This is a genomic window from Adhaeribacter rhizoryzae, assembly GCF_008629685.1.
Lineage (GTDB): Bacteria > Bacteroidota > Bacteroidia > Cytophagales > Hymenobacteraceae > Adhaeribacter > Adhaeribacter rhizoryzae.
On the sequence record NZ_VWSF01000020.1, the window covers coordinates 1 to 22,657 of the forward strand.

Below are 22,657 nucleotides of genomic sequence, written 5' to 3' on the forward strand. Positions count from 1 at the left end.
TGCGGTCTGCAACAAGCTGCTCAAACAAGCTTTTGCCATTGTAAAATCTGGTATTCCCTACCGCCCTGATTTTACTACTATTTCCGCCTAAGAAGCTTGACTTTTAACACAGTTCATGTTAAAGAAAGCGTATTTTCCAAAATTGAACAGCATTATTTCCGAGCCACAGGGTAGGGGCTAATGGTGGTTTTGAGGAATCTACTATTTCTTTGATTCTATTAAATGAGTAATAAAAGATAGGAAAACAGCTGTCGTAAATAATTACCCTAGCCAAGTTCTTCCGGACGAATTATCCGAAAGGACTAAGTTTATCCTAGGGCTGGAATGGCATGGCTTAGCTTAAGATATTTAATGATGATTCGAATCTTTTAATTGCTAGGTAAAGCAACACCCCATATAATTAAAAGATATGTCTAATCCACCCGTTTTACAAAGTTCCATCCAATGGCCATATCGGCTACGTACTCCTTTTTAAAGGTGAGTTGCGTTTCGCAGGTAAGTACCATTTGTGGATAATGCGGTTTGATGCTATTAATAAACTGGTGGTGTTTCAAAGTGTAAACAATCTCTTCTGCCGCTACTTCAGAGGGCAAAGGGAGTTGGTTGCGGACGAGCTCAATTTTATCTTTTAATTTCATTTGCCTACTTTAAAGGACATAAAAGTTACTATGATTGACTTTTTCAGGTACTTTCTGGTCGTTTATCATTTATCTTAACTTAAGCCCAATGGTGCTGGCAATGGTTGTACACTCTACAGCATTAAGGCTCGGCTGTAAAATGTTATATCGAAATTAACTTGCTGTTAAATGTATATTAAAATATGATTAAAGAATTTCTGCTAAATCTTTGGACTTCCTTAAAAGCATTTTAGTATTTCTATGCATATCCTTATTGCTTTTCCTAAATAACAGAGCAATTAAAATTCTTTAATTTTTTGATTCTATTAGTGTAGAATAGGGGGGAGATGATAATTGTGAAACAGTTAATAGGAGGGGAGCATTAAAAACAAATTCAACATCTCATCAGGCATTTAACCACCTGATTGACTTTAAACGGGCAACCAAGCAGTAAGAAAGTTTTGTTTATGGCCATGTTGTCAAGAACGCCAGCGTAGCCGCCATCCGAGAGCGGGATTGGGCCAGGGTAGAGCCCCAACGCCGGAATGGAAGTATTGGGCGGTGGGGGAAAAAAGGACTAGGTAGCTGTTCAATTTAATCCCTACTGCCCGAATGCAAGGGGTACCGGATTTGAAAACTGGGCTGTATTCCGGTTTTCGTTAACTTCTGCTGCAACTTTACAAAGGGGAGAAAAAGAACCTTGGTCAACGCCAGACAAACCTGGAGGTAAAATAAGAGTAGGTTCCTGGCTTTTTTAATATTTGAGGGGGAGTGTAAGAGGTAGTAAAAACCTAATATTAATAGTAGCCCAGGTGCTGCGAAAATATCCCGCAAGAAAGCATTTCCTACCGGTCATACGCTCCTGCTTTTAGAAGCAAAATAATCTAAGAAGGTACTGCCTGCTTAATGGTAAAATTTAGCTTCTTAACAGCTTTGCCCTCCTTTTCGGTGGCGTAGCTAATCCGAAGGTCAGCTTGTTCGTTTATTTGCCGGAGGGCTGGTTCCAAACTATTTTCATTAAACTGCTCCCAATACTCATCCTGGTCCGGACTGGTATCGTCCGGGTACTCCAGGTTTAATATTTCTATTAACTCCTTTACCTCATAAGAAACGAAACCAAAACCTTTCCACTTTGAAAACTGCACGTAGAGCCATTTGGCATCGGCAGCAGTCATCCGCAGGGCGCAAACCAAGGAAAAGCTGGTAAAGTTACCTCTTAGATCCACTAAAAAAGGCTTTATTGGTTCGTTTATAGAAAGTTGTATCTGGCCCTGTTCGGGCAAGTATTCCGCCCTACTGATTAGGGGTACATACAACAATCCATCCGCTTCTTCTATTTTAAATACTTGTTCGATTAGGTCATCTGTTGCTTCCTGAAGGTCATCCTCATCCCACTGGCGCCCAACAAGCCTTTCCATTTCATTTACATCAATATTGTACTTTGTTCCACTAGTAACTCCTGGCTTCAGCTTGGAGAGAAGCATAAAGTAGATATCTAACTGAACTGCGGAAAGCTCATGCCTCGCATTGGTAATGGCATTGTGGTGCCTAACTTGGTGGTTCTGGTTGAGGGTTTCTATTGCTACCATGGGGGTAATTTACAAAAAAACAGTAATAAATACCAGTCTATTGGACTTGTACCTCAAGACGGACAAAATAATAAACTGCTAAGGGTTGATATCTTAGTATTTCTTTCATTTGAGTTGGAGTAAAATAGACAAATGCTGAATGTAGTCTTTCCAAGTTGTAAAAGATTTCGATAAATGGCCAATAAGTCCGATTATGTAAAGTCCCACCTACTCTTCTCAGAATTCAAAAAAAGGATGATTTTTGAGATGTGTTATTAAGATATAAATTCAACAAAAAAGACCTGCAACACCAGGTCTTTTTCAGTATCATTTTTCCGTCATTTTGGTCAATGCCTCTGCCTGAAAAACATTGACCGATTGTTTTAATCCCTATTGAAGTTAACCCAATCATATTTCAAGACAATATAGAGTCTTTTTTGATAAAAAAGATTATTGAATGTGCCCGATGTTAAATAAGCCATCGCCTTTTTTAATGGGGGGGTTAAAGGTTTTGTAAAGAATAATGCCATCTATCGGGCAGGTAACATAGCCTATTTTATTCCCGAAAAAATCGGTGGTAAAGCCAAGTTGCATGCCTTTTTTTACGTAATCGCCACTGGTAAAATCGCTGTAGAAAATGCCGGTATGTTCGCTATTAACTGTGGTGCGCTTGGCTATGAATGCCGGGTTTTGTACAGCGTTAGGCTGGCCTTCCAAAATACCCAGGTGGCGCATTAAACTTTTAATAGCTGCCTGAATCTGCAACACGTTTTTTTCATCTACCCGGCCTTTGCCGCCACATTCTATATCGGCGGCCGGAATATTACGCTTGGTAGCTTCGCGGGAACAGTAAATGCTGGCTTCGGTTAAACTTTGTTCATTGCCAAACTGAACTATAAAATCGAAGCCCAAAGCCAGGGCCATTTGCTTCGCTTTTTCTGATACCGCTGGTTTATCAAAGTAATTATAATAACCTGAATAGGGCCTTAAATCGCCGTTGGCATCGCCATCGTGCACGTCTAAAAAATAGTTGCAGCGGGCGATAATTTGGTTTGATATAATCCAGGCTATTTTATCGGTACTGGTGCTATTAGCTTTTCCCGGAAAAACGCGGTTCAGGTTTTTATTATCCAATGGGTTTACGCGCAAACTGCGGTTCAGAAAGCCCGGCACGTTGGCCAATTGCACTAATATTACTGTACCGCTCATTTTAGTTGGGTCCAGTTCCTGGTTTAATGCCTGAGCGGCCATAATGGGGGCATATTCTAAACCGTGTACCCCAGCCGTTATACCTAATACCGGACCTGATTTAATGCCATGAAATACCGTTACCGGAATGAAAGTACTATCGGTAGCGGTAATTACCGGCAATAAAAAGGCTTGCTTTGTACCCGGCTTAATTTGTTTTTGGTTAAATAAGAATGGTTTAGGTTTCGCGTGCAAGCTAGTTGCGGTAACTAATAAAAGGGTTATATAAAAAAGCAGTTTTCTCATTTGATTTTAAAAAATATAAATAAAGCCTTGCACCTGAAAATGCTCGCTTTATCTTGTTTTAAAGGGCATACTAATAGCAAGCTCACCCGGATTGGATGAAAAGTTGGTGGCGGATAAGTGAAAAAGTAAAAATTAGTTTTTAAGTAATATTTAGGAACACGCTACTACTCTGAACGGAATAGCCGGATTATTATCGGACCTGGCTGATAGGTGGCCCTCTCAGGTAGGTGTTATCGGGGAAAATATATTTACAGCGGTAGGAAAGATTAGCGGAATAAGTATCAGCAAAAATTAAAGCAGGAGCTTGGATTGCTGGAAATATTTCCGGCACAAAGCCTGCATTATACAATTCGTCAATATGACAGTGGGTATGTTTAGTATCCAGTTTAAACCCATAATCGTTTCTGACGTGCCTATCCTCCGTATGTGCGTGGCGGTGTAATTGCAATACCGTCTTTTCCGGCAGCATAATCCGGATAAACAGGAGCAACAACACGTAAGAAACTGGCTTCTTAAAACGATTCAAGGAATATTCTTAAAATGAATTATAAATGATTTACACTAAGTTTTAAATTAATATTTAGTGTGATTCATTGGATTCGTATCCCATAATAACCAGTTTAGTAGGCTGGGCCGAAACTTTAATTTTAGTAACCTTCGAAAAATCAGCTAATAAAATCTGGTGTACTTCGCCTAAAGCCGGCATAGCGATATAGGCAAATTTTTCAGTAGCTTCCAGAACCGGTTTAAGTGTTTCGGTAGCAGTTGTAGCCGGAATAACCATGCCTTCTTTTTTGAGATTACCAGTGGCTAAATCATAAACTTTTAATGTACCATCTAAAAGCAATACCAACAGGTTTTTGCCCGCTTTATCCAGCTTACACTGCATAATATTGGTGCTTTCAAAAATAGGTGTAAACTGGTTGGCCGTGATATCAATAAAATAAATTCCTTTCAGATTGGTATAGCCAATAAATTTCTTGGCTGCTTCGGCGTACAAGACCGTTCCTACCCGCACCGTACCAAAACCAGCCGGATTAGAAATAAGTCGCTGTTGACCGGTTTGCGTTAAGACCAAAGCACCTCCATCGGCCCCGAATACCGCGTTAGCGCCATCGGTAGCATTGCCATGAATCCGGCTGGTTGGCAAGGTAGATGCAGCCACTTCGGCACCTGTGGCGTTAATAATTTTTACCCCGTGCGGTCCGGACAAAGTAGAAGCATTATCGGTAATAGTAACGCCATAGTTGCCATTGTTAAACTTAACCATAGCGCCGTGGTGCGGTTGTAAGCCAGCATTTATTACCTGCATTTTAGCGCCCGGCGTATGAAAGTTGGCTTCTTTAGCAATGCTTAAAGTACCGTCGCCATCGTTAAAAACAATCGCTTCGTTGCCTTTCGATTTAAAATGCGTAGGTTTTAGGCCTTCGCCGCTAATAGCTGCAAACTTAGGCGTGCCTTTCATATCAACGTGGTCAGCGTGTAATTCCAGACCGCTGTCGAAGAATTCTACCAAGTTCAGATTACCAAATAGCAAGGCGGTGTACCGGCCCGAAGCCGTGGTATATAAATTCGCATTGGGGTATTTGGCATCAAACGCAAGTGTGGTGCCATCGGCCGGTTTTACCTGGGTTATTTTGGTAGAAGCGCCATCGGCCGTGAGCAATCGCACAAATTCAAATTCTTTATTTGCCACATCGGGTTGGTGGTTATGGTCGTGCTCATCTTTTTCGCAGGAAGCGAATAAGGCTACTGCTAAAGCGCATAAAATAGTTTTGCTCAAGTTTTGTTTCATAAAATTTTAAGGTTTAAAGTGAAAAAATGGAAATTGTATTAATTGAAATAAAAGGTAATTAGCGGTTTTGCTTACTGCACTTTGGTGGTAAAATCCAGTTCCACATCGGTTTCGCCGGTAGTAATGGCGTTGTTCTTAGTGCCGGCCTGGTGTTTCAGAGTAACTTTTAATTTGCCAGTGCTGGCGGCACCTGTGGTAATTTTGGTTTTTAACCCGATAGGTAAATTTTTACTGTCTTTGTCTTCGTATGCAACCGTTACATTTAAACCGGCAGTAGGGGTATAAAAAAACTGGTGGTCATCAGCTTCTTCTTCAATTTCGCTGGTTATATCTTCGGCCGGCGTAACCGATTCATTTTTCAAAGTAATAGCCGTATTGTAAACGGCATTGGGCTTTAGTACAATCTCATCAAACTTGGTAGGGGCATTGCCGCCTTCGCCGTCCGGGTCGCGGAAAGTAGCGGTTACCGTATTACTGGTGCCCACTTCCTGCATGGTTAAAGTAACTGTGGTAATAAGCTCCGATTCATTTAGCGGCGCTTGGTCTTCGTCGTTGTTTTGGCAACTGCTGAGTATTCCGGCGGCCAGGAGCAGCACAAAGGCAGGTTTAACTAAATGTTTCTTCTGAATGTTAAATTGATTGGTTAACATGGTTTTAAAATTTAAAGGTTAAGTGAAATTATTTTGAATTAAAGTTTAAAGGCACCCGCACCCGCAGCACTACATTGCGGCCCATTTCATCGGCGAAGTAGCGGAAGCGGTTCAGGTATTCGCGGTAAGATTGGTTTAATAAATTATGGCCGGTAAAGCTTATTTCTACGGGCTGATTTTTGATATTAATAGTAGTTCCCAAGCTGGCCTGCAATAGAAAGTACCCGGGCGGAGGCGGTATGAAGTCGCCATTTTTCGGCATAAATAGTGTTGCGGCATCTTCACCTGGGGTTAAGTTTGGTTCCAAATCTGCCGGCACCCGGTTTTGACGCGCTACCAGCAAGCCCCCAACCTGCAAAAAAGTACCTTTCGCCTGAACCGGCTCGTAGCGCAGGTGCGCATCTAAACGGTTAGCGGGCGTAAAAATTAAATAGTCGTCTTTTTTAAAGTTATAAGCCCAAACCAGAGAAGCCTTGACCTGAGCCGAAAAGGCATCGGTAAACCCATACGATAGGCTTAAGTCGGCCCCTTTAAAGGTGGCATTGGTTTGGGTATGCCGGAACGCCAGGAAAGTCCCCGCTACGGTTAACTCAGGCGGAAATACCGGTTCCAGGAAAATATAATTCCGGATATAACTATGGTAAAAGCTTAATTCGCCGTTTAACTTTTTTTCGCTCCTGTACGTGGCGGTGGCTACTAATTTATAAGCGTTTTCCGACTTCAAATTGCGGTCTCCGATTTCAATAGTAGCGTGATGCCGCCCCCTACTGAAAAGCTCGTTCGCGCTTGGGGCCCGAAACGCCGTACCAGCATTCAAACTAAAAGTTACATAATGATTTAGCTCGTAAATTCCGCCCAGCGTGCCGGAAAAATTATGATAGGTAAATTGCGGTTCTGTCCGGATATTTTTTTCATAAAGCACCACATCCAGTAAGCGGTAATCGTAACGGGTGCCGGCTTCCAATTGCCATTTCGCTTTCCGCCACCGTTCCAGCCAGAATAGGCCACTGGTATAATTGTAGTAATTCGGAATAAAAAACCGGCCTTGATATTGGTTGCGCTGCACCATGCCGGAAAGCCCAATGGTGCCGGTTATGTTTTTATAAGGGCGATGTTCCCAAGCCAGTTCATTCGAAAAAGTTTGTAATTGTAAACTTAATTCGGGCCGGTTTAAGGCGGCCAATTCATTGTTGCGCGGCAGGTGTTTGTCGTATTCGGCTCTTTTATTATCCTGAAAAGAAGAGACCCAGGTCAAGCGCCCTGCTTCTCCCGTGCGGATATAACCGGAAAGCTTCAGCAAATCGTGGTTTACTTGCTGGTAAGGACGGTTAATTTTATAGCTAAAGTTGGAGGTTTCCAGTGGTACCGGACTTTCAATAGCCCGCAACAAATCAGTTGGGTTGCCAATATGGGCTGCCGATAAAATGCCTAACCGGGTATTAAACTGGCTGTAATATAATTCTAAGCCATACCTTCCCTGTCGGTAGCCTATTGTTGCCGAAAAGTTGTGTTCGGAAAAGCCGGTATTTTTTAAATAGTAATCCGGCGTTTTAGCATTGCCGCCTTTCTTTAACGTTCCTTGCAGCCGCCAACTTAAAGCCGGTAGTTTGGCAGAATTATGATTAACCGTAGCGCCCATATTGCCCATGCGGCTATTGCTCCTGCCCACCAGGTTTATGGTTGCATCTGTACCTACCGAATCGCGCAAGGGAGCGGGTTCTACCAATACTACCCCGCCAATGGCATCAGAACCAAACCGGACACCTGCGGCGCCTTTTACCACCGTTAGGGTTGAGACAATATTCGGGTCAATTTCCGGCGCGTGCTCCGCACCCCATTGCTGCCCTTCCTGCCGTACGCCATTATTCAGCAGCAGCACCCGGTTACTATGCAACCCGTGAATGATAGGTTTAGAAATGCTTGGCCCGGTATTAAGGGTAGTTACTCCGGCCACTTGCTCCAATACTCGGCCCAACGATTCGCCCCGCGTACTTTCTAAAGCTTCGCCAGTTATTATGCCGGTTGCCTGGGTAGGTGGCGGTGCCACCCGGTTCCCGGATATTTGTACGGTACCTAATTCGGTTGTATTCGGGTGTAACTTTAAGTTCCGGATGGCTGGCGCGGCTAAACGTACTTCCAGGCGGATGGGGTCAAAACCTACGTAAGTTGTTTTTATGTGATATACGCCCGGGCATAAATCATGAAAATGGTAATTACCTGCCATATCAGTTTGGATGGCCTGGTTTAGTTCTTCCAGTATAATAGTTGCCGCCGGCAAAGGTTCGTCCCGGTGCTGGTTAGTTATTTTGCCCGCTAAGGTTAAACCGCAGTTATTACTTGCCGGCAATTTTTGGGCAACAACAGGAATTTGGGACAGCCATAGCAGTCCTGCAAAAAGGTTTTTTAGCACCATTCTGAGAATAGTAAAACAACACACTGCTTTCTGCTATACAGCAAAAAGTCAGGACTTAATAAAAATGAAAGAATGAGTGGTTTTCCTGGTCCGGGGAAATTTAAAAAAGAAGTAGTGGGGTTAAACTAAATATAACCTTAAGCGACTACCAGTATTCATAGTAGTTCCGGACAAGAAAAAAAGATAGGTTAGGCTACTGGGGGACCGCGTAAATCGGTATTGTTCGGGAAAGTAAATTTCCAGATGTAGGAATGGTTGGCCGAATAGGTATCAGTAATGGTAATAATTGGAGCCGCTATTTTTGTGGCCCATTCAGGAGAATAAGGCGAATTGAAAAGATTATCGGTATGACAGTGGGTGTGCTTTTTATCCAGTTTAAAGCCATTGTCCATTTTCTCGTGCACATCCTCGGTATGTTCGTGGGCATGCAACGCCAGAACGGCTGCGTCCGGAGTTAATATCCGCATAAACAGCAGTAACAGAAAAATGGTGATATAATTTTTAAACCGGTACACTTAATTCCAAAGCACAGGTGTTCTAAACCTAGGACAAAGATAAGATTGTTTTTTTGTAACCCATTACTTACTGGCAATTTAATAGTATTGGTTTATAAGTAGTTTTAAGTAACATATAAAAATACCAATATCCTTGGCTTAAGGCCTGGTTTTACCTTAGCTCTCTTTCAATATATTTTTTATTTGAAGAACAAGTGATGCTTGATGGATTAAATCCATTAATCCAGCGAGTTCTTCTAAGCTAAAAGCCAGCATGAGGTGATGAACAGAAGGGGAAAGAAATATATTTCGTTCATTTGCTGGCAGTCCTGACTGCTTTTCCTGTTCATATAATGGAGGTATATACACTTGTAGCACCTCCAGTTCGGACTCGGATAATCCTAAAACAAAATTGCCAAAACTGAGCTGAATGCGGGCAGAACAAGCACATTGGGTTATCTCCCCGAATTTATTTTGATATAAGCGTTTAACCTGACACATCATTATTTTCCTCTAATTTAGGCGCATTTGAACCTGATGGAGCTGATTATTTAGTAAGACTGCCTTACTGCTCTTGACTGAAAGTGAAATGATAAGCAAATAATATTTGTTAACGAAAGCTTTTAAACTGTGGCGACGTTGGGATTTCTTGCTTTAATATTCTCAGAACTTTTAAGTGGATTAACTTTTTTCTTGGGCTTCTTCTTTTTATTCCACCACACCAAAAACCCGGTAATGGGTAAGCTGGCACAAATTAAGCTAATGCAGAAAGCCAGAATTTTGCCCGGTAATCCCCATACGGCCCCAATGTGGATGTCGTAGTTAAGCATGGATAATTGGTCGGCAAAGCCCGCTTCTGCATAACGGTCGCCTTGCACACGGAAAAGCTCCAGCGTGTACTGGTCGTAGTAATATTCGTTCCGGTTGTACCAGGAGCCGTGAGCCTGGTAGGCAATAATTTCAATGGCATCTTCCTTGTCTTCCAGAATCGGGGTCATGTACATGCCCTGCACGTTTGGTTCTACCGCTAAGGTTTTATACCACGCCTGGTCGAGCACCGAAACTGTATTGTTGGCCAGTAAGCCAGTTTTGGTAACATCGGAATGCGGATGGTGGTGCCCTGGCTTCTCCTGTCCGCCGGAAGTTACGTAGTACAGGCCATCTTCAAACCACTTAAAGCTCCAAACCAATCCGGTTACGCCCAGCACAAAAGCCAGTAGCAGGCTGTAAAAACCAACTACATTGTGCAAATCGTAGTTTACCCGTTTAAAGCTACCATTCCACCTGATTTTTAAACTCTTATCAATATTGGATTTATTCCAACGCTTTGGCCACCACATCACCAGGCCGGTAATCAGCAACACAAGGAAAATAAGCGTACAAATCCCTACAATTGGACGGCCAATCTCGCAGGGCAGCCAAAGGGCACGGTGCCCATCAATAATGAACCGGAAAAAGTCGAATTCCCCTTTGCCTATGGATTGTTGTTTCTGCAAAAATTCGCCGGTATAAGGATTTAGGAAAATAGCCGTAAAACTACGTTCCCCATTTTCAAAGCTGCTGAACCCAACGGCGGCGGCGCCCTCCCGGTTGCTATAGGTAAGGCCGGTGGGTTTGCTGCCGGGCATGTAAGCCATAGCGGTATCGAGCAACTGACTGGGCGGCACAAAACTTTTTTCCTGCACCTCTACAAACCGCCAGGGCTCTAAGGCATCTTTAATTTCTTGCTGAAAAGCGTAAAAACAACCCGTAATGCTCACAATAAACACCACAATACCTGAAATCAAGCCCAGCCAGAGGTGGAGCCAATCATTTAAGCGTCTGAATACACCCGGGTTGTTCGTTTTTTTGCTTATCATGTTGCACTACAATTAGAAAAAGTAAAAGAAAATACCAGCCTTAATGATGGATATTAAAGCTGGTATAATTCGTTAATCTTAAAGCTTGGAGAATCCGGCTACAAAGTTGGCCTGTACTTCAGCGCCTTTGGTAGCCGTGTGGTTTTGCGTATCTATTTTGTACACATAAATGCCGTTTCCTTCCGGAATGGCCATATACACGGCATTGCCATCCTGCAAGGCGGCCAAACGGCGACCGTTACCAGCATGTTGGGGCAAACCATTAATATAGGTTACGATTTTGGCGTTCAGGTCAACAATGGCGGTTTTCAGCGGGCCATCCGACCATCTGGCTTGGTTCGCGTTTGCTTCCGCGTTGATTTCGGCTAAGGCTTTCCCGTTGCCCAAATACTTTAAGTGTGAAATATTTTTACCGCCGGTAACGGCTTCCACATCAAAGAAGTAATTCTGGTCGAAGGTGGTTTGGCCGCTGGCAATGCGCAGAATACCGCCTTTTTTGGTGGTTTGGCTGTAGCCGTTGGCCGGGTTCGAGTTAGATAAGGCGTAAATATTGCCTTGCTCGTCTTTTATCAGACCAGTTTTGGTGTTAAAACCGCCCGCTGGTCCGGTGCGCGTATCGGAAATAACTTTCTGGAACTCCAAGGCCGGATAAGAATAAACCGCTACCTGCGCTTCGTTAGTATGCGGCGTGGCAAAAGTGGTTGGGTCGCTAATGTAATAGCTCAGGAAAAGCTGGTTACCGCTAATGCGCATACCGGAATAAGACGGTGCCGAAAGATTGGTCAGGTTAGAAACCGGGTGCTGCTTGGTGCTGGTAACCGTTACGGTATTGGCATTGATGGTGTGAAATTTTACCATGTTAGAGTTTGAACTCATTTCCACGGCTACCAGTGTATTGGCATCAGCCTGTATAATATCAGAGAGGCTGTTGGCAAACGAAATATTGCCTAACTGTTGCAGTTCGCCGGTTGCCGTTTTGGTAATGCCTACTACATTCACATCATCCAGGCCGCCAATGCTGTAAATGGTATTACCTATTTGGGTAAAATCGAAATAACCAGGTTGCTCAATGCCTTTCCCCTGCGCCGATAGGGAACCCGTCATAACATCGGCAAACGGTACGGTGTAATACGTAAAAGTATTATTGCTACCCTGAATAGCCAGTGACATTACAAACTGGTCGCCCTGCGTACCGGCATTTTTAGTATCATCATCTTCGCTGCAAGAGGTAAAGGTAAGCGCGGCCCCGAGGCTCAGCATCGGCAAAGCCAGCTTTTTTACTTGTGTAATAGAGAACATATATTTTAATTAATGGTAGTTAAAGGTTAGTTAAGGTTAAAGAACGTATCGTAATTTTAAGTAAAAGGCCCGGCCCGGTTTCTGGAGGTAATACTTATCGTAGAGGAGGGCATCGGTTAAATTGCGGCATTCGGCCGTAATATTATATTTCCCCTGCTTCAGGCTATAGGAAAGCTCCAGGTTATGGGAATATTGCCTGGGAATTACTTTTTTGAAGTCTCTGGAGCCCAACTCGGCCCAGCTCAGGAAATACTGCTCCACAAAATTAAAGTAGTAATTAATGCCCCATACTGATTTTTCGGTAAGCACGTTTTTGAAAGTCAGGCCGGCATTAGCGTTGCCGAACAAGTAGGGAATATTGGGAACCCGGAAATCTTTCTGGAAATTCTTTTGGTAGCCCGTATTGGTGTAAGACTCATTAAAAACAAAATCAGCCTGGTCAGTAATATCCTGAAAAGTCATGCTGCCGCCCATGTTAAAAGTTTCGCGCCAGCGGTAGCGTAGGCCACCTTCTATCCCCACCGTACGAGTTTTGCTAAGGTTATCGTAATAGGTTTCCGGGCTGGCTACTTTTACTACCTGGTAGATTAGGTCGTTTGCGGCGCGGTATATAAAGCTGCTTTCTAGGTTAAACTGGTGATCCGGGCCTAGATTGAAGCCGTAAGCGGCCCCGGCGTTAACGTTATTGCTTTGCTCTGGACCTAAATCAGGGTTAGGGGTGGTGAACAAGCCATCGCCGAATATTTCAGTGGCCCAGGGCATCCGGTAAGTGTGTTCATAGGAAGCCTTTAGCTGTAGTTTTGGCAGCAAAAAATAGGTAGAGGCAATCCCGTAGCCAATGTTTTCCTTCTGAGACTCGAAAGCATCTATGCGTTGGTTATCTTGCGCAAAATCATACTGCTTGCTGGTTTTGGCGTTTAAGTAGTAAAACTTGCCGAAAACGGTGGTGCTCCATTTTTCAGTAGGGTCGAACTTAAACGCAAGTCCCGCCAATTGTTTGGTTAGCGATTTCGGAAATTTATTCTCAATCCGGTCCGGGTTTTCGGTATCAAAACTTTCGCGGGCGAAATAAGATAAGGCATAATTGAAAGCTAACGATACTTTAGGGCCAAATGCGTAACTGGTATTAAACTGACTATTAAAGTCGTTGTCGGTTAGGGTAGTAAAGGTGCGGTTTAATTCCCCATCGGTAGAGCCGGGCGTATAAGTGGCTTCACCTAACCAGTTATACTGCACGCCGCGCAGGGTATCAATTACCTCGCTTTTGGTCCTATTAAAAGCGCTGGAAAAACTAACATTTAATCCTTTAAGAAAAAGATTTTCTTTGCTGTATTTTAAGGTAGGTACGATGGATTGGCTGTTGCGGGTGATGCCGCCATAAACGCTGCTCATGGTAGCACCTGTTTGCACCTGTTTGTCGTTGCCGGTGGCAATAATTCCAAACAAGAAGTTATCCGCAAACTTCTGGTCCACCCAACCTGTTTCTAACTTCAAGGTGCCGGAGCGGTAGCGGTCGTGGAAGCGTTTTACCTCCGCCGAATCTATCACGTTGTTGCCTTTTTTAATGGGTACCCAAACCTTGTAGTTGTTGTCGGAATAATTATAGTTGGCAGTTCCCCGGAGAGTAAAACCGCTGGTGGGGTTGGTATAAGCCCCGTTTATAGAAAGACGATGGGTATTGAAAGAGCCAACCGAATACGAAGCATCCAGGAAGTTATTCTTTTTATTGGTAATAATATTAACGGCTCCGCCCAGGGCATCGGTGCCTAACCAAACCGGCACCACGCCTTTGTAAACCTCCAGCCGGTCTATGGTGTTAACCGGAATATCGCTCAGGCTCAAAGAAGAAGAGAAATTATCCATTGGAATGCCATCCAGGAAGAACTTTACCTGGTCACCGGAAAAACCATTTAGGGTAAAACTTAAGTTAGAACCCAGGCCGCCTTCCTCCAATACCTTCACCCCGGAAACCCGGTTCAATACCTCTTTGGCGTCCGAAGAGCTGTTTTGTAATTCCTTTACCGAGATAGCCGTCACGGCATAGGGCTGTTCGTTGATTTCCTTGGTAGCTGTTTTGCCCACAATCTCAACGCTATTCATTACGAAAGCCTTGTTTATAAGCCTGAGGTTTAGCTCCAGGTTTTGGGATTCTCCTAGTTGTATGGGCTGCTCCTGCGTTTCAAATCCGATGTAGCTGAGGGTTAAGACGTAATTGCCGGCTGAAATTCCTGAAATTCTGAACTGGCCTTTTTCATCCGTTGTAGTGCCTATATTCGCATCTTTCAACGCTACGCTAACCCCAATCAGAACCTCGCCGGTAGCGGAACTTACTTTACCGAAAACGGTGGCTTTGTCTTGGCCTTGAGCCCAGCCAGTCTTAGGTAAGCTAATGAACGTCAGAATTAGTAACAGGGCCTTGATGAAATTGGTATGTTGAGTCAAAGCTTCTTTTATTTAGAATAATTTTAAATTATTGCAAATGTAGGAGGTAAATGGAAAAGAGCAAATTTTATTTAGATTAATTATAAATAAGAAAGCCTAAAGAATTTTGATGATGAAGTCTGATATTTATATACTGACTTGATTATTACTACAAATTTTATATAACTTATACCTGCATTACAAATAGGCCCCTATTCTGTGCTTTCTAAGCTAATTACTACTCTCATTGAACAGCTCGCTTGTTGCAAAATTCTGAAGTAAGCAGAACTAGCAAGTAAAAAATTACCGATTTTGCTAAGGATAAACTACTGGAAGGCTTTAGTTACAGGATAATAATGAAGCAAAAAGGTCTGGATAGGCTAGACCTCTTTGCAAACAATCAAACAATTAAATTTTCAATCCTTGGAGTACCGGAGAGCCCCAAGTTTAATCCTGTATTAAAAGAAAGGTAAAATCAGGGAAAAAGAGCTGGGAAATTTCTCCCGAATACACCCCTTTTTACTAGCATCTTGGTAGCGGGCCGTTGTTTACTATCCGGCATGTTGATTTGTAATTAACTCTACAAGCACATTTATGGTGTTATACATTTGGTGTAAAACTATTTCAGGAGTTTACCTTTTCCGGACGAACACATTTTGACGACACTGTCGTCAAAATTATCCTGGTCGCACCTGGTGGAAATCATTAAACTCAAAGATGCCCTGAAGAGAGAATTCTACCTCACCATGTACGCCAACAAAGGTTGGAGTGTGCGCGAATTGGGCAGACGGATAAACAGCCTGCTTTTCGAACAGACCGCCATTAGCAAAAAGCCAGCGGATACCATTTACCACGACTTAAAGCATCTGCGGGAAGCGAGAGTGATGAGTGTAGATTTATTTCTCAAAGACCCCTATATGCTCGACTTCCTGGGACTGGAAAATACTTTTGCCGAGAAAGATTTAGAGACGGCTATACTGGTGAAACTGCAGCATTTTATCTTAGAGTTCGGCAGCGATTTTGCCGTCCTGGCCCGGCAAAAAAGAATTACTATCGACCAAGAAGATTATTACATGGACCTGCTGTTTTATCACCGCAAATTGAAGCGGTTAGTAGCCATTGAATTAAAGTTGGGAAAATTCAAACCGGAATACAAAAGCCAGTTAGAGCTTTATCTGCGCTGGTTAAACAAATACGAACGGCAGGAGGGAGAGAACCCACCATTAGGATTGCTTTTATGTGCCGAAAAAAGCGACGAAATGATTGAGCTCTTGAAATTAGATAAGTCCGGTATTCACGTAGCCACTTATTTAACGGAACTGCCGCCCCTGGATTGGCTCCGGGCCAAGTTGCACAAATCCATAGAAGAAGCTCAAAACCGGTTAAACCCTCCAGCTGAAGAATAAGGTGGCAAAACCAAAGCAATCAATCAAATAGAGTAGAAGCAACAAATCGGACAGTTGCAGCACCAGGTTCTGGAACGAAAGAAACAGCACTTAGGTTTGGGTAGTAGGAAAAAAAGGACCAGGTAGCAGTTTTATTTCTTCCCTACTGCCCTTATGTACTGGGTGCCGTTTTATACCAGAAGTGTTTTCGGGTTTGAACTAGCTGCTTAATTAACTTTATAAAAGGGAGAAAAGAACCTTTGCCGATTCCGGACATACATAGGATGTTAAACTAAGGGATTATTGAATATTGTTAATGGTTTCAACCACTTCATCAATGAATTCATGATACTTAGTTGGAACATTACTTTTTTTCTGTCTAACAACCAGAACTTTCTTTTTCCCTTGTGTTTGAACTCAAGGTAAAGTCCGCCCCAGTCACCCGCATCCGGTTGCCCAATCACTTTATCGGACTCTTTGCATAAATCACGGGGAAAGTTATGGATTAAATCTTTTGCAATATTAAACTGCGACAGCCTTAATTTTACATAATTACCTTCGTAAAATTTAGAAAAAGAGGGATAAAGGTCTTTCGTGTCTTGCAATAACTGATTTTGGTCCAGTTTATAATTCTCAACACAATTCTCTCCTCCGGCACACTCGCCATAAAAGTGTCCGAAAACTAAATAACCCTTGAAAGCTGCCTTAATATCATCTTTCTGGCAGCTTATAAACAATAGAGATATAAGGAATAAGAACAGCAATTGACTTCTTATAGTTGAAGCTTTCATTATTCATATTTTATTAAATGAGTTGCACAACTTCAAAAATATGCAAGACGGTAGCTGCCATATAAGTCCAGTTATGCTAAACAAAATCAGTATGGCTGTTTTCCTTCTATGTTCTAAAACCAAGGTGTTCTCTCCTATTAAACTGTTCTGTTTTCAGGCGTACCTACACGGTTAAGGGTTAAAGAGAGACCTGTAACTCCTAACCCTTTCTTTTGAATTGATTTCAAAAACAAAACAATTATTTACTTTTTACACGTAAATTCTGGAACGACGAGTTTTGAAATACTTTAGTAGGTAGAACAATAAACTTAATACTACAGGGGTAATAAATATTCCAATCATTTCCGATTTTGTAAGGTTTGATAGGAACCAGATAATTGTTACAACTGCCAGAATTGGAACAGTATATCCCCCATAAATTTGAAAGGATGAGGGGTCAGCCTTATTCTTTATCCTTAACTTAATTACCGCTAAGGCAACACCTAAATATATTAAAAGCACAGACGAGGAGGATAAGATTGCTAACTGTTTGAATTCACCCGTAATAGCCAGAAAACAGCCTAAAGCTGTAAATGATATTACAGAAACATAGGGAGTAGCAAATTTCGGATGTATAAGCGCTAATGGTCTTATAGGAATTACCCCGTCTTTGGCAGAACGGAATAACACCCTAGGCATATTTAATAGGTCGCCACTTAAATAACCAAACATTGAGATGGAAGCCCCAATTATCATTAATGTCACTCCGAAAGGACCTATTATTCTTTTGGCCACCTCAGCTAAGGGAGCCGCTTTATAATCGGGAAATGAGTCACCCAGAATTCCCTGAGAAACCAGTTGCACTGCCATATAAAGTAAAAGAATAACGGATAAACTCAGAAAGATTCCGTTAGGGATTGTTTTTTTAGGGTTTTTAACCTCCCCACTGACGCTTAAACCATTTTCTGCTCCCTGAAAGGCAAAAAATAAAATAAGTGAAATGGTGCCAAAATCATTTATTGATGGTGCTCTATCCCATTTTAGGTTCTGCACAGAGACTTCTGTTGTTCCCCAAATAATCAATAGTAATAACGGTGTCAATTTGGCAATAGTTGTAAGTTTTACCAGGGTAATCCCTTGCTTTACTCCGAGTACATTTATGATTGTTAAACCCGAAAACATGAAGATAAAAAAACCTGCTCTAAATAGTTTATTTCCAAATACTGGCATCAAGTAAGACAAAGTATCAGCAAGTGCATTGGCAACCGCCGCCGTTGCCATCAAGGAAGCCCCAAAAATAAATAGGTTTGCGGTTAGAAAGCCAAAGTATTTCCCAAAGGCTGCTTCAATGTAAGCGTAAGCACCTCCCGTCATGGTTACTTTACTTCCTACCTCGGCAAAGCAAAGCATGATTATGGTTATGAGGAATCCACAAAACAGGTAAGCCAGTATTCCAGCGGCTCCCAGTCCCTGGCTAACTACAGCTGGCAAAACAAATATGCCGGAGCCAATGACAACATTTATAATATTTGAAGTCAGCCCCCAAAGTCCTATTTCTCTTTTTAAACCTTCTTCTGTATGAAAGCTGCTAGAAGTATCCTGCATAAAACAATATTTAATTTGTCACCTAACTACAAAGTTGGCGCTTTACTTAGAACATTGGTGTTAAATTAATTGTTTTGGGAAACCAATGTACAATTTTACGGAACCCGCAGGCGCCGCCTCTTGCTTGAAGAAAGTAGCCCGTGTTATCTACCAGGATGAAAGCAACCGAGCTATATTTGATGAAACTGTAAATAAGCTGAAGAATAAGTATCAGGCTGTCGTAGAGGTACAGCAGTTCTGGACCTTCAACGAAGCCGCTAATTGTGATTACGGTGATTCGAGCCTAAATTAAAGGGTTTCTTGGTGCTTTCTCTGCGATAGCATATTCCTAAATGGAAGGAAAAGTGCGTTGGACCTTAAGGACTAACTACCTGTTTATTGTTAGAAATTACTCCTACTTGTTTGTCTCAGCTCATTCATCTCACGAATTATAATTCCGCGCTCCTTTTTGAGATGGCTTTATGAAATTAGTTTACAGCAAAAAGATTTGCTAGAACGAGGTCTTTTTCAATCGCATAATTCCGTCCTTTTTTGAGAAAGTTCTGTCAACTTGTTTTAGGACTAGAAACTGCCAAGAGGTTTTCTAGGACGGTAGCTTTAATGAATAATGGTATTTAATCTTAGTGTATCACCTCTGCTAGCGAAACTTCAGGCCTGCAAAAGAGGATTGTCATATTCTCCAGCTGTTTCAACCTGAACAATCCCTTACTCCTCCGCACCGGTCAACCCTACAAAACCCGCCATGACGAAAAGCATGGCTGAAATGAAACATTAGGTTATTTAATAGTTTTATAATTATCGGTTAATACAGCCTTAACATTGCCGACCTACTTTTACGAGCATAAAAACAGGTTTAATCAATCTAAAAACATCTCTGACCAATATCCAATAACGCTTACCAGAACATTTCAAAATATGGCCATTGGGTGGTGTTGAAGCATTGGAGCTTTATTATGAATTAATTAATCCTACCCTCCCAAAACTGCTGCACCACACTCTCGAAGGTATTAAAGGAAAGATTTAACCTGATTTTACTACAATTATCACTCCTTAAATCAACAAAAATGAAACAACTATTTACAGGATGTATGGTATTGCTTACCATCTTATTTTCTTCGTACGTACCTTTGTTTGGGCAAGGTAATGAAGCAACTATTATTGGGAAAGTAACTGAAGTAAATTCCGGCCCCATAATCGGAGCTACGGTATTGGTCAGAAATGAATCTACCGGGTTTCAGGCCGGAACCGTAACCGACCTAAATGGCGACTACATTATTAAACAATTGCCTCTGGGGTCGCCCTATTCGGTTACGGTATCTTATATTGGTTTTAGCCAACAAAAGAAAACCGGTTACGCCCTTAGCCAGGGGGACCAGTTGCGGCTGAATTTCCAAATAGCACCCAGCGCCACCGAACTGCAGGCGGTTGAAATTATAGCTGCTAATACGCTAAAAAGCACCGTTCCAAACTTGGGAGCTTCTACACCTGTTACTGCCAAAGATATTGCCAAATTGCCGGTAAATGGCCGTAATTTTACTTCTTTAATAGATCTTTCGCCTTTAAGTAACGGTACGAGTTTGGGCGGGCAGCTTGCTTCCTCTACCAACTTTACTGTGGATGGAATGACTTCGCGCGGTACCATTGCCGGTGGTTCTACGTCCAGTGCTTATTCCATTTCAATGGAAGCAATTCGCGAATTTAAAGTAGTAACCAATGAATACGATGTAACCATGGGCCGTAGTGGTGGCGGTACCATTAGCACAGTAACCAAATCCGGTACGAACAAGCTGTCGGGTAGTGCCTTTAACTTCACGCGGACCGATTGGCTTTCGAGCCCCTATGACCCAAGAGGAAACAGAAGAACCCAGGACTTCTCCACGAATCAGTATGGATTCTCCTTAGGTGGGCCCATTTTAAAAGACAAAGCGCACTTCTTTGTTGCCTGGGACCACCAGGCCGATTCCCGCCCGCTGTTTATTGCCAACATCCAGTCGGCCGCCGACGAAGCCGCCAACCGGGTAACCCAGGAAACGCTCGATAACTTCCTGGATATTGCCCGCGATAAATACGGGGTTTCGAACAATCCGCAGTTTGGCGCATTTGGCAAAACCAAAGGAACCGACGCTGTTTTTGCCCGGATTGACTGGCAGTTAAATAACAAGCATCTTTTAACCTTGCGCAACAACCTCGTGCGCGAAAACGACCTTTTATCAGAAGGCGACAACTCCGGTATTAATGCCCTGGAATCGTACATCGACCGGAAGAAATTAGACAACAGTTTAATGCTTTCGCTACGGTCAAGCCTGACCCCCAAAATAACCAACGAATTTAAAGTACAGCATTTCTTCCAGGACGAAGCCGTTATTCCGAGTCCGGAACTTCCTTCGGATGGAATACCACGGGCCATCGTTGAAAACGTAGAATCAGTTTCCGGAACCAACACCTACTTTAATTCTATTCAGATTGGCGGACAGCGTTTTTCGCCGGAATGGTTTAAGGGCAATGTGGTGCAGCTAGTAGATAATTTCTATTACAATACCGGCAAAATCAATTATACTTTTGGCTTAGACCTGATGTACAACCGGATGCATTCCTTGTATGGCAGTGAAATGAACGGTCGTTTTTACTTTAACGGTCTGGAAAACTTTAGAAACCAGACGCCATACCGGTACGCCCGGGAAATTAATTTGCTGGCCGACCCCAGCAACGTGGTGAATTCTTTAGCTACTGGCGCTTACGCGCAAATGGAAACTACTCTAGCCCCTGGGCTGGATGTGATGGCGGGTTTGCGACTGGATAATACCCGCTACCTGAACAAAGCCAATATTAGCCCGCTGGTATTTAATAAACTGGGTTTGCGTACCGATAATGTAATTAATACGACCCAGTTGCAGCCCCGCGTACAGTTTACCTGGGACGTGAATGAGCAAAGCAGGGATATTATCCGTTTTGGAGCCGGTGTTTTTGGTTCGGCTTTAAACCCGTATTCCATGATCAACAACATGTTGTTCGACGGAACCAGGGTAGCTTCGGTGGAAATTCAGGGAGATTTAGTACCACAGCCCAACTTTCCGGGCTACCGCGAAAACCCAGCCACTGCCCCAGGAACTGAGCTTTTTAGCAATCCCAGCATAGATAGGTTATTAACGATTAACACCAACAGCAAAGATGCTAAAGTGCCGGTTGTTTATAAAACCAATTTCTCGCTTAACCACTTTTTCAGCGACCGGTTACGCATGGGGGTGAGCGGCTATGCTTCTTGGGCACGTAACAACTATATGTACGTTGACCGCAATATGGTGGAAGAACCCTACTTCCGGATAGTACCAGAAGGAAACCGGGGTGTTTATGTACCGGCCTCGACCATTACGGATAAAGGCATCGTTAACTGGGTAAACAGCCGAAAAACCACCCAGGTAGGTCGGGTGCTTGAGTTAAACAGCAAAGGTAGAAAAGACCAATATGCCGTAGTAATAGACGGAACTTATCGGTATTTCCGGGACGGACAAATTACAGCTTCGTACACCTGGAACGACTCTAAAGACAATACTTCTTACAACGGTAACGTGGCCAACACCGCTACTTTGGCTTTAATGGTAGAAGATGACCCCAGAGACCTAAGCCGGATGAGTTATGCAGATAATCAGTTCCGGAACAAGGTGGTATTTTATGGCACAGCGCCAAGTGTTTGGGGAACCACGTTCAGCGTGCGTTACTCGGGTATTGGCGGCACGCGCTATTCTTTGGCGGTAAGCGGCAACACTAACGGTGATTTTGTTTCTTCAAACGACCTGGCTTTCATCTACGACCCTAATAATAATGAAGTGCCGGAATATCTGCGCACGGGCATTCAGGCCATTCTGGACAACCCAGATGCGGAAGAAAGCATTAAAAATTACATTCGTCAGAATCTAGGTCAAGTGGCGGAGCGCAACGGCGGTATTAATGATTTTTACGGCGTATTCGATGTTAGGCTTGCCAAACGGTTTAAGTTATTTAACAATCACGGCCTGGAAGCTTCGGTTGATATTTTCAACGTAGGAAATCTATTTAACCGGGACTGGGGCATTGGCCACAATCTGGGCAAGCAAAACCTGTACTCCATCAGAAGCTTCGATCAGGCAACCCAACGATTTGTTTACAACGTGAACCGGGCCAGTGGGGTATCCGGCCTCAACGGTAACCCTTACCAGATTCAATTAGGTGCCCGGTATTCTTTCTAATACCATAACAACTAAAAATAAAGAGAGCCACAAAAGAAGCTCTCTTTATTTTTAAACCAAAACC

17 protein-coding genes and 1 pseudogene are annotated in these 22,657 nt (G+C 43.0%); 4 read left to right on the plus strand and 14 right to left on the minus strand.

Annotated features, from left to right (window positions below; all coding sequences use genetic code 11):
- Positions 1 to 413 precede the first annotated feature (413 nt).
- The 12 genes from F0145_RS20010 to F0145_RS26890 form a co-directional block, all read right to left on the minus strand.
- Positions 414 to 638, minus strand: coding sequence for a hypothetical protein (locus F0145_RS20010; RefSeq protein WP_150091261.1), 225 nt, complete (start codon positions 636 to 638; stop codon positions 414 to 416).
- A gap of 863 nt (positions 639 to 1,501) precedes the next feature.
- Entirely contained in the window at positions 1,502 to 2,206 is a 705-nt protein-coding gene (locus F0145_RS20015) for a replication initiation protein (protein WP_150091263.1), read from the minus strand.
- A 429-nt stretch (positions 2,207 to 2,635) separates the two neighbouring features.
- Positions 2,636 to 3,679, minus strand: coding sequence for a succinylglutamate desuccinylase/aspartoacylase family protein (locus F0145_RS20020; RefSeq protein ID WP_150091265.1), 1,044 nt, complete (start codon positions 3,677 to 3,679; stop codon positions 2,636 to 2,638).
- Between the two features lie 190 nt (positions 3,680 to 3,869).
- Positions 3,870 to 4,205 (minus strand): hypothetical protein, encoded by a 336-nt coding sequence (locus F0145_RS20025; protein WP_150091267.1) that lies wholly within the window; start codon positions 4,203 to 4,205, stop codon positions 3,870 to 3,872.
- 54 nt (positions 4,206 to 4,259) lie between these two features.
- A complete protein-coding gene (locus tag F0145_RS20030) occupies positions 4,260 to 5,474 on the minus strand; it encodes a hypothetical protein (protein WP_150091269.1) in 1,215 nt (404 codons plus the stop codon).
- A gap of 71 nt (positions 5,475 to 5,545) precedes the next feature.
- Positions 5,546 to 6,124 carry a hypothetical protein gene (locus tag F0145_RS20035; protein ID WP_150091271.1) on the minus strand — a complete coding sequence of 193 codons (579 nt, stop codon included), beginning with the start codon at positions 6,122 to 6,124 and terminating at the stop codon, positions 5,546 to 5,548.
- A 28-nt stretch (positions 6,125 to 6,152) separates the two neighbouring features.
- Positions 6,153 to 8,471 (minus strand): TonB-dependent receptor, encoded by a 2,319-nt coding sequence (locus tag F0145_RS20040; RefSeq protein WP_223816168.1) that lies wholly within the window; start codon positions 8,469 to 8,471, stop codon positions 6,153 to 6,155.
- A gap of 254 nt (positions 8,472 to 8,725) precedes the next feature.
- Positions 8,726 to 9,004 (minus strand): hypothetical protein, encoded by a 279-nt coding sequence (locus F0145_RS20045; protein WP_150091275.1) that lies wholly within the window; start codon positions 9,002 to 9,004, stop codon positions 8,726 to 8,728.
- 204 nt (positions 9,005 to 9,208) lie between these two features.
- Positions 9,209 to 9,535 (minus strand): DUF6686 family protein, encoded by a 327-nt coding sequence (locus F0145_RS20050; RefSeq protein WP_150091277.1) that lies wholly within the window; start codon positions 9,533 to 9,535, stop codon positions 9,209 to 9,211.
- 119 nt (positions 9,536 to 9,654) lie between these two features.
- Positions 9,655 to 10,890 (minus strand): PepSY-associated TM helix domain-containing protein, encoded by a 1,236-nt coding sequence (locus F0145_RS20055; RefSeq protein WP_150091279.1) that lies wholly within the window; start codon positions 10,888 to 10,890, stop codon positions 9,655 to 9,657.
- A gap of 78 nt (positions 10,891 to 10,968) precedes the next feature.
- Positions 10,969 to 12,189 (minus strand): DUF4374 domain-containing protein, encoded by a 1,221-nt coding sequence (locus tag F0145_RS20060; RefSeq protein WP_150091281.1) that lies wholly within the window; start codon positions 12,187 to 12,189, stop codon positions 10,969 to 10,971.
- A gap of 36 nt (positions 12,190 to 12,225) precedes the next feature.
- Positions 12,226 to 14,631 (minus strand): TonB-dependent receptor, encoded by a 2,406-nt coding sequence (locus F0145_RS26890; RefSeq protein ID WP_150091282.1) that lies wholly within the window; start codon positions 14,629 to 14,631, stop codon positions 12,226 to 12,228.
- Between the two features lie 629 nt (positions 14,632 to 15,260).
- Here F0145_RS26890 and F0145_RS26895 point away from each other — a divergent pair.
- Both F0145_RS26895 and F0145_RS20070 read left to right on the plus strand, forming a co-directional pair.
- A pseudogene (locus tag F0145_RS26895) lies at positions 15,261 to 15,413 on the plus strand (DUF1016 N-terminal domain-containing protein); the annotation flags it as partial.
- On the plus strand, positions 15,390 to 16,016 hold the full coding sequence (locus F0145_RS20070) for a PDDEXK nuclease domain-containing protein (protein ID WP_394349598.1): 627 nt from the start codon (positions 15,390 to 15,392) through the stop codon (positions 16,014 to 16,016). The pseudogene F0145_RS26895 and the gene F0145_RS20070, both read left to right, overlap by 24 nt.
- 266 nt (positions 16,017 to 16,282) lie before the next feature.
- Here the strand turns inward: F0145_RS20070 and F0145_RS20075 are convergent, their stop codons facing one another.
- Both F0145_RS20075 and F0145_RS20080 read right to left on the minus strand, forming a co-directional pair.
- Positions 16,283 to 16,786 (minus strand): hypothetical protein, encoded by a 504-nt coding sequence (locus tag F0145_RS20075; RefSeq protein ID WP_150091286.1) that lies wholly within the window; start codon positions 16,784 to 16,786, stop codon positions 16,283 to 16,285.
- 249 nt (positions 16,787 to 17,035) lie between these two features.
- Positions 17,036 to 18,370, minus strand: a complete 1,335-nt coding sequence (locus F0145_RS20080; protein ID WP_150091288.1) for an APC family permease — start codon at positions 18,368 to 18,370, stop codon at positions 17,036 to 17,038.
- Between the two features lie 85 nt (positions 18,371 to 18,455).
- Here F0145_RS20080 and F0145_RS20085 point away from each other — a divergent pair, with 85 nt between their 5' ends.
- The gene (locus F0145_RS20085; protein WP_150091290.1) at positions 18,456 to 18,662 is read left to right on the plus strand and encodes a hypothetical protein; all 207 of its coding nucleotides are present in this window, start codon (positions 18,456 to 18,458) and stop codon (positions 18,660 to 18,662) included.
- A gap of 772 nt (positions 18,663 to 19,434) precedes the next feature.
- Positions 19,435 to 22,593: a TonB-dependent receptor gene (locus tag F0145_RS20090; RefSeq protein WP_150091292.1), complete on the plus strand. Its 3,159-nt coding sequence runs from the start codon at positions 19,435 to 19,437 to the stop codon at positions 22,591 to 22,593.
- Positions 22,594 to 22,657: the final 64 nt, after the last annotated feature.

What these genes read in the sequence shown, in the direction of transcription:
- F0145_RS20010 (WP_150091261.1), bottom strand. Translation starts at nt 638, where the DNA reads ATGAAATTAAAAGATAAAATTGAGCTCGTCCGCAACCAACTCCCTTTG.
- F0145_RS20015 (WP_150091263.1), bottom strand. Translation starts at nt 2,206, where the DNA reads ATGGTAGCAATAGAAACCCTCAACCAGAACCACCAAGTTAGGCACCAC.
- F0145_RS20020 (WP_150091265.1), bottom strand. Translation starts at nt 3,679, where the DNA reads ATGAGAAAACTGCTTTTTTATATAACCCTTTTATTAGTTACCGCAACT.
- F0145_RS20030 (WP_150091269.1), bottom strand. Translation starts at nt 5,474, where the DNA reads ATGAAACAAAACTTGAGCAAAACTATTTTATGCGCTTTAGCAGTAGCC.
- F0145_RS20035 (WP_150091271.1), bottom strand. Translation starts at nt 6,124, where the DNA reads ATGTTAACCAATCAATTTAACATTCAGAAGAAACATTTAGTTAAACCT.
- F0145_RS20045 (WP_150091275.1), bottom strand. Translation starts at nt 9,004, where the DNA reads ATGCGGATATTAACTCCGGACGCAGCCGTTCTGGCGTTGCATGCCCAC.
- F0145_RS20050 (WP_150091277.1), bottom strand. Translation starts at nt 9,535, where the DNA reads ATGATGTGTCAGGTTAAACGCTTATATCAAAATAAATTCGGGGAGATA.
- F0145_RS20055 (WP_150091279.1), bottom strand. Translation starts at nt 10,890, where the DNA reads ATGATAAGCAAAAAAACGAACAACCCGGGTGTATTCAGACGCTTAAAT.
- F0145_RS20060 (WP_150091281.1), bottom strand. Translation starts at nt 12,189, where the DNA reads ATGTTCTCTATTACACAAGTAAAAAAGCTGGCTTTGCCGATGCTGAGC.
- F0145_RS20075 (WP_150091286.1), bottom strand. Translation starts at nt 16,786, where the DNA reads ATGAAAGCTTCAACTATAAGAAGTCAATTGCTGTTCTTATTCCTTATA.
- F0145_RS20080 (WP_150091288.1), bottom strand. Translation starts at nt 18,370, where the DNA reads ATGCAGGATACTTCTAGCAGCTTTCATACAGAAGAAGGTTTAAAAAGA.
- F0145_RS20085 (WP_150091290.1), top strand. Translation starts at nt 18,456, where the DNA reads ATGTACAATTTTACGGAACCCGCAGGCGCCGCCTCTTGCTTGAAGAAA.
- F0145_RS20090 (WP_150091292.1), top strand. Translation starts at nt 19,435, where the DNA reads ATGAAACAACTATTTACAGGATGTATGGTATTGCTTACCATCTTATTT.